This is a genomic window from Shewanella sp. A22, from assembly GCF_053850585.1.
Genome location: NZ_JBSQBN010000173.1, coordinates 1 through 7,338 on the forward strand (window position 1 = coordinate 1; position 7,338 = coordinate 7,338).

Here is a 7,338-nt window from a genome sequence, read left to right on the forward strand (position 1 = left end):
ACCAAAGCGACAGCTTCTTTTTTAAAATCATCTGGATATTGTTTATTTATTCGTTTAGTCATATTCACCTCAATAATGGCATTATTATATTCCTTTATTGAAGTGTCCGGCTAATTCAACCACAACATTGTTGCAGTGATTTATTCAGGTAAATATTTCTTACGTTCAGTTATACATTCATATTCTGCCATTTCAAATTCACGGCAAATGAACGGACGTTTTTCGTAAATGGAACACATCATGGTGTCTCGGTCTAAGGCCGCGCACCAACCATCATCGAGCCGGAGCATCACTTCTCCGCCCCACGAATCGGTATCAATATACTCTTCAGGCACGCCTGTTTCAGTAATTAACATCACTTCTAAACGACAGCAGCAGGCTTGGCAAGTTGAACAGGTCACTGCAGGTTGCTCTGTTGAGGGTAGCGTTTGCGAAATCGCTGCAGTATCTGACGACTCAGTGAACATAGTAATGATATTGGAGGGCATTTGAGGGCTGCAGTTGAACATTTGGGCTAAGGATACCGTAATTTAGCGGTGTTGGCGTTATATTGGATCAAATATTCATAAGATTGCGATATTAGCCAAACAACTTCACTATGGGATGATGATAATACCAATCTCATTAAATATCTGGTCAGTTCATAGTCTCTCAGGTTTTTCAATTCAAGGCACATTGATGTAGAAATGGTTGTTCCCTTTTAAATCGATGTAACACAGAAGTGGAATACCTGAGAGACTCCATTCTGGCGGGGCTCAAAGTCCTTTAGCTTCGTTAGATGCTTTCAAAATAGAATCACTATTCGCTTCAATCATCTGCCTTGCCTACAGCACTTTTAACTCCCGCTGAAAGATCACATATTTAATAGGATTGGTATAACTTAACCATTGTGCTTATTCAGTGATATACAGACACAAAATAACAGTGCAAGGTTATTGAAATAAAAGCTAGTTAAGGCCTATTTGTCCCTAATAATGTATATCGGTTTTAACGACTGAATAGCGAATCATTAATGGTCAACTCGACAGGGTTGCAGAAAATGGAGGTAATGATACTCACTTAGACCAAAGTCGATAGCATACAATGATATAGAGAGTGATAACCTGAATAAAAATGGATTGGAGTATTCATGTTAACTAAAATGATTTTAATTAATGGATTAGTGATATTTACCTCAGTACTGCTATTGAGTTATTTAACCTTACCTAATTGGCTTCTTGCATTTCTCATCGCCATAGCTTCCGTTGTTACGTTACTGTTGACCCAGAAAAAAGGCATTACCTTAGAGCCTCATGATGCTCCAGAGCAGGATGAACATCTTGCCAGTGGCATAAGTAAGGCCGCTACACGTATAGCGATTGGCGGGGCAGAAGTGTCGTTTTTTATCGAAAACTTAGCACATGCAATGGGATTACAAGTTCAACATGTTAAAGAGATATCTGAACGCGCGAGCCACTTAGAGCAAGGCGCTCAACAACTTTTAGGTCAATCAGCTAAAGTGCGTTTATTGGTTGAGGATGCAAATACACAAGCTTCAAGTTACGCCAACGAAATAAAACAAGTTGATGAGCAACAAAGTAGTCTGTCCATTGAAATTGAATCAACAGCTGCGCTACTAATCGAACTTAAAAATAAAGCAAACGCTATAAGCAGTATCACCGATACCATTAACAAACTATCTGACCAAACCAATATGTTGGCCCTTAATGCCGCCATTGAAGCCGCACGAGCCGGCGAACAGGGACGAGGCTTTGCCGTGGTTGCCGACGAAGTTCGAAATCTCGCCCATAAAACGGCCGAAGCAACCCAAGGTATTGAGTCATTGTTATCTGAAATTGGAGACGACAGCATTCAATCCGTACAAGCAATGCAACGAGTGAGTGACATGGGTGGAAAACTCTCTCATCGCATGAATGAAATCTATATTCTCACCAAAGCAAGTCAAGAAAGCATGGCCAGTGCCGCAAGCGAAATGCTACAAATGGATCAAACTGTCGGCTTTACCGTTGATAATACTAATGGCATTGGTGCAAACATTGAAGGAATAGGGGCTTCAATACTTAAGGTTGATACCGATTTGATTGAAGCTTCAGATCGCGTGCTTAGTCTTAGTGGTTTTGCAGAACAAATATTTCGTCACTTACAAGATTTTGAGTTGTCAGATAAGCATGCAACTATTGCTAATGTTGCACTTCATACAGCCGCCGAGATCGGATCGCTTTTTGAAAAGGCAATAATAAAAGGCTCACTAACTCAAGCACAGTTGTTTGACGCCAATTACCAGCCTATTCCTAACACCGACCCTCAAAAGTTCACCACAGGTTTTGACCGTTTTACCGATACAAATTTACCCAGCATACAAGAAGCTATTTTAAAAAATAATCCTGATATTATTTACGCTGGAGCGGTTGATGTAAGAGGGTATTTTCCTACTCACAACCTTAAGTTTTCTCAGCCGTTAACCGGAAACCGAGAACAAGATCTTGCAGGCAATCGCACTAAGCGAATTTTTGATGACCCAACCGGAAAACGGTGTGGAAGCAACACTGAAAGTTTTTTATTGCAAACTTATAAGCGTGATACTGGTGAAGTCATGCACGACTTGTCGGCACCTATATACGTTAACGGTAAGCATTGGGGCGGATTTAGAATTGGTTACAAAGCCGAAGAACATTAAACCATTATATTTGTCTACTCAATATTATTCAGTAGCCAGAACTCAACCTAATTAAGCTGTTTAAGAGTAATGCGCTGAAGACGTAAAGTGAGAACGACGATAACGAAAAATCCGACACGGCGCTTAAACATTAAGTTATAAAAACAACTATTTGTTTTCAACTTGATTAATATCAAGCCTTTCTGCTGAGTTATTCTATGAGGTAAAACAGCCATAAAAATTAGCGTGATCTATGTTGAAAAAAGCGATGTTAACAGTTTAAAAAGTATGTGACATAGTATGTAGTGAGATTGAACCTCAAATGGTCATGCAAATTTTTGCATGATTTTTTCTATTCTGGTATTGTGATTGCAAAAAGTAACCTTGTTTTATTTTAGCAAAAACAATCTATTAACTAATCATACTAATCACATACAACATGGACGTGCTAATGATAAAGCTTGTTATTCTTGGTTGTTTTGTTTGTTGGATGTTTATTCGACAATTGAGCAAGTCTAAGCCAAATTCTATTTGGCGCATTAAACTAAGACGTTTTTCTCGTTATGTTTTGATTGGTGCTGTAGCTTGGTTAATTACCGTGGCATTTGGCTCGGTAAAATATCAAATTTATACAGATAAAACGTTTACTTACCAAGGTAAAGCTCAGACTGTTTTTGCGTGGCAAGAAAACCGCTTATTACCCATAAAAAGCTTTGCAACACCGGTATTACTTTCTTTAGATTATCAAACGTCTTATCCCATCTCGGACAAAACCACCACTGTACTTGCTAAACAATATCCATATGAACCTTACCCTTTAGGTATTGGTCAGTTTTTAGGAACGCTATTATCCTTTCTACTGCTGCTATCCTATGTATCTCGTCATAGACATACCGATAAAAAGTGGCAAAATGCCGTTGAGTCAGATACTAAGTCTGAGTACAAAAACTTCATTAAATGGTCCCGTAGTAATCCCCTAAGGTTATTACATTGTAAGACCATGGAGAAAAAGGCTGCTAAGGCGATGCAGTCAATTGATCAGCGTGGCCGCTTGAAATTGGAAATGTACCGTCAAGGTTATGCAACACATGGTTTGAACTCACCATTTCTTGAGATGTTAAGTGCGGTGGTTAATTCTGGTCACGGTAATATTACGGTAAGAGCAGAGCATTCTAATAATGTAAAAGTGTTAAGTGACACAGATGATGTAGCGAACTTTATTGCTAACGCTAGTGCATTAAAACCTAAACTCTTTATGGAAAAGTACGCAAATCGATTATTAGAGATTGCGCGAAATAGAGAGACTCCTTCAAAATTTGACCCCCATGTATTAAATAGCCGCGAGTACTTAAGGTTTACCTATCCTGAGCCAAACATTGCTAATCAATTACTGGAAAAGCAGCTCGTCAGTGTGTTAAATCAAGGAAAAAAACGTTTTATTGGCGATGATATCGTTCAATTTAATTCGCAATCAGACGCCAGTATAGTCCAATCTGATGTTTGTTTAGAGTTCACCTACATGTGCAATTTAGATAGAAAAGACGGTGAACGAATGGCAGCAATGTGGGGTGGCGATATAACCCATAAAACGATCACCATGGACAAAGTAGAACTTCCTGGTGGTCATATGCTTTGGTTTGTGTTTGGGATGTTTTTTAGTTGGCGATTAGTGGTTGATGGCGCAGAGGTGACAACTGGCAATGGTTATACTTTGCCAGATTCAAATGTATGTAACTTAAGTCGGCCCACCAAACGTGAAATGCCTGCAAAATCTGAAGTTGAAAAGCAAATTTTTGAGGTTGTGGCCTTGTCTAATGTGAGTTCCTTGTTTGCGCAACTCATGGGACTAAACAAAGATAACATTAACAATCATATGATTGAGTTCACTAAAGAGACAGCTTTTGATGTTAAACATCAAACAGAAAAGTCTAATCAACTTGCTCAATCACTTGAGGATGCGTTGCGCGGTGAAGCACTTGAGGAGCTGATGCTTAGTAGTGGCAAAGTGCTTTATGAGCAAAATAAACAAGCTGTTGACGCTGTTATTCGTGATTACATACAAAATAACGGTGATACGGATACCGTGATGATGATTATTAATTTATTGGGTGATTCAGTACCTGAGCTCACTAGTGGTTTGTTGGAAATCATTGGAGGTTCGGATGAATAAATGGATTTCAATAATTTGGGCTGTTCTGTTTATCAGCGCTATTTCAAACGTTGCATATGCTGATATTAAAGAAACCATTAAAGGTAAGGTAAAAGAAAGTATTTTTGAAGAGTTTGCGGGGGAGCTGGCCAAGCTACCAGGTTTAAAGCAGATAAAAGATCAAATTAAAGAAAATGAGTACACGTTAGTTTCGACAAATAATAATCGCGGTATATTAGAGATTGTTAATTATAAAGATATTGATTTTGTAACGCTTTCTCGCAAACGTTATGCAAAAGGGTTCAATATGAATCGAGAAGCCGTTTTAGCCGCTGGAACATATTGGTTAACAGCCCAACCCAAAGATCATAAAAAACAAACTATCGAACGAAAAGTGATAGTACCAAACAGAAGTAAACATAAGATTGAATTAACGTTTTGGCAAAAAGGGTTAAAAAAGTATCCTCTAGAAATTGTCACTGTCCCACAGACTGCGACGGTAAGGATCATGAATATTGTTCCGAAATATACTTTTGCAATGCCACTTAGCCCCGGTAAATACCTCGTTGAGGTCAGTCATAGGGGGTACAAAAGTCGCCAATTTAACGTCATGCTAGACCATAACCAAAATAATTTCTCGGTTGAGCTAGCATCACTTTCAGATACCCCTGCTAAAGTCACCACGTCCGACGCTACACCACAGGGGAAATCAGCAAAGGTTGAAAAAACCAAAAAAGAAAACTCATTTGCGGAAAATGCATTCTTTTTGATAGTTTTTTTGTGTGGAATAGGAGTGATACTTTGGCTAGCCTATCGCTTACTTAAATTGTTATTTAATCTGTTGAAAAGCGGATGGCAAATGATATCTAATCGTTAAAATAAGCTATAAAGTGCAGCGCGAAAATGGTTTTTGGGGTGGTCTGTTCCGCCGCCAATAACACCACAGTTAAAAACAAATATGGGCGAAAACGGGCTATTAATCTATTATGTTTAGCTCAATTATCGGTATTCAAAACGGGTTGTTGACTGCTATTATTGAGACATAACAGGATGTTTGGAGTGCTCATATGATAGTAAATCCAAGCAGCTGGTCGCTGACGCTTGTGTTGATATCTTTCGTTAGCATCACAGCTATTATCGGTTGGTTTGGCATAAAGATGACAAAAACTGCCCGCGACCTTGCCCACATTACGGGCTTAGGTGAAGCACTTATGGGGGCGGTATTTATTGGTGCATCAACATCACTGTCTGGAATTACCACTTCCGTTACCGCTGCCGCTGCGGGATATGCTGAGTTGGCTGTAAGCAACGGCTTAGGAGGCATTGCTGCACAGACAACATTTCTTGCTTTAGCTGATATCGCATACAAACGAGCAAACCTTGAACATGCCGCTGCATCCGCTGAAAATCTATTTATGTCAGCCTTTCTTCTTACTTTACTTAGTATCCATGCATTGGCATTAACTTTCCCGACGCTCAGCTTATTTGCCATTCATCCAGCGACAATTATTATTGTTATTGTCTATATTTTTGGTGTTCGTTTGTTGTCCCGTATGCACCATAAGCCGATGTGGTTTCCGAGAAAAACAGCCGACACAGCACAAGAGCCTACAGGGCATCAGTATCGTAGCCGCCATCTTTTAAGGCTTTGGTTAAGCTTTCTTGGCTATGCGGCTATTGTCGCTTTATCTGGGTGGGGGCTCGCACAACTAGCTGTACCTCTAGGAGATAAAACAGGGTTATCACACAGTGTGGTCGGTGGCGTGTTTACGGCAGTCTCAACATCAGTACCAGAGCTTGTTGTCGCCATCACAGCAGTTCGGATGGGCGCGCCAAACTTGGCGGTTGGTGATATTATCGGCGGTAATGCATTCGATACGCTATTTATTGCAGCATCGGATGTAGCCTACAGAGAAGGCCCTATTTATGCTGCTATTACCAGCGCAGAACAATTCTGGTTAGCCAATTCGATGTTAATGACAAGTGTGTTAATTATGGGGTTGATTTATCGTGAGCGTCACGGGCTAGCAAACATTGGTTTAGAAAGTGTTATTTTGCTGGTGTTGTATTTTGGCGGCATAGCCACATTATTTGTATTACCCTAACGATCTATTTTAACCTGTGAGTGAAATGTTATTAACTCCAATAATTAGATAAGGATTTCTATCAATGAGCGACAAAATGAGTAAATCTGCGTTAAATGCATTAAAAATTGCGTTTACCTACATGCCTAAATCAATTGAAGTGACTAAATATGAATATGGTGATAACTACCAAAAAATATTAGATCACATTGAAACTGTTAGGGAAATATTACTGATAAATGATGTTGATCCTGAAGAGGTTTATGGTGAGGTTAATCCTGAGAGTACGCCCAACTCAACTTATTGATTGAGTGATATTGGGCAGGGCGAGATCGTGAACGTTTTTCAATCAACTTAACACACGATTTGACGTTAACATTTAGCTATGATCTTATACTCCCTTTTTTCGGGAGCTCACCATGCATATTGACCACTTCAAAGAGACTTTT

At 39.5% G+C, this 7,338-nt stretch carries 6 protein-coding genes; 5 read left to right on the forward strand and 1 reads right to left on the reverse strand.

The genetic code is table 11. The annotated features are described in order from the left end of the window. Window positions 1-140 precede the first annotated feature (140 nt). A complete protein-coding gene (locus ACWXWT_RS19340) occupies window positions 141-467 on the reverse strand; it encodes a YkgJ family cysteine cluster protein (protein WP_456043210.1) in 327 nt (108 codons plus the stop codon). A gap of 662 nt (window positions 468-1,129) precedes the next feature. Between ACWXWT_RS19340 and ACWXWT_RS19345 the strand changes: the two genes are divergently transcribed. The 5 genes from ACWXWT_RS19345 (at window position 1,130) to ACWXWT_RS19365 (ending at window position 7,196) form a co-directional block, all read left to right on the forward strand. Beyond that, window positions 1,130-2,677 (forward strand): methyl-accepting chemotaxis protein, encoded by a 1,548-nt coding sequence (locus ACWXWT_RS19345; protein ID WP_456043205.1) that lies wholly within the window; start codon window positions 1,130-1,132, stop codon window positions 2,675-2,677. 430 nt (window positions 2,678-3,107) lie between these two features. Then, a complete protein-coding gene (locus ACWXWT_RS19350) occupies window positions 3,108-4,826 on the forward strand; it encodes a hypothetical protein (protein ID WP_456043206.1) in 1,719 nt (572 codons plus the stop codon). Further along, the gene (locus ACWXWT_RS19355; RefSeq protein WP_456043207.1) at window positions 4,819-5,682 is read left to right on the forward strand and encodes a hypothetical protein; all 864 of its coding nucleotides are present in this window, start codon (window positions 4,819-4,821) and stop codon (window positions 5,680-5,682) included. The genes ACWXWT_RS19350 and ACWXWT_RS19355 overlap by 8 nt, the downstream gene beginning before the upstream one ends. Before the next feature lie 190 nt (window positions 5,683-5,872). After that, complete coding sequence (locus ACWXWT_RS19360; protein ID WP_456043208.1) at window positions 5,873-6,910, forward strand: sodium:calcium antiporter; 1,038 nt, start codon at window positions 5,873-5,875, stop codon at window positions 6,908-6,910. 64 nt (window positions 6,911-6,974) lie between these two features. Further along, complete coding sequence (locus ACWXWT_RS19365) at window positions 6,975-7,196, forward strand: penicillin-binding protein (RefSeq protein WP_456043209.1); 222 nt, start codon at window positions 6,975-6,977, stop codon at window positions 7,194-7,196. The last annotated feature ends 142 nt before the right edge of the window (window positions 7,197-7,338 follow it).

Bases quoted from the DNA above. Each gene is read 5' to 3' on its own strand.
- ACWXWT_RS19340 (WP_456043210.1), bottom strand. From the start codon at position 467: ATGTTCACTGAGTCGTCAGATACTGCAGCGATTTCGCAAACGCTACCC.
- ACWXWT_RS19345 (WP_456043205.1), top strand. From the start codon at position 1,130: ATGTTAACTAAAATGATTTTAATTAATGGATTAGTGATATTTACCTCA.
- ACWXWT_RS19350 (WP_456043206.1), top strand. From the start codon at position 3,108: ATGATAAAGCTTGTTATTCTTGGTTGTTTTGTTTGTTGGATGTTTATT.
- ACWXWT_RS19355 (WP_456043207.1), top strand. From the start codon at position 4,819: ATGAATAAATGGATTTCAATAATTTGGGCTGTTCTGTTTATCAGCGCT.
- ACWXWT_RS19360 (WP_456043208.1), top strand. From the start codon at position 5,873: ATGATAGTAAATCCAAGCAGCTGGTCGCTGACGCTTGTGTTGATATCT.
- ACWXWT_RS19365 (WP_456043209.1), top strand. From the start codon at position 6,975: ATGAGCGACAAAATGAGTAAATCTGCGTTAAATGCATTAAAAATTGCG.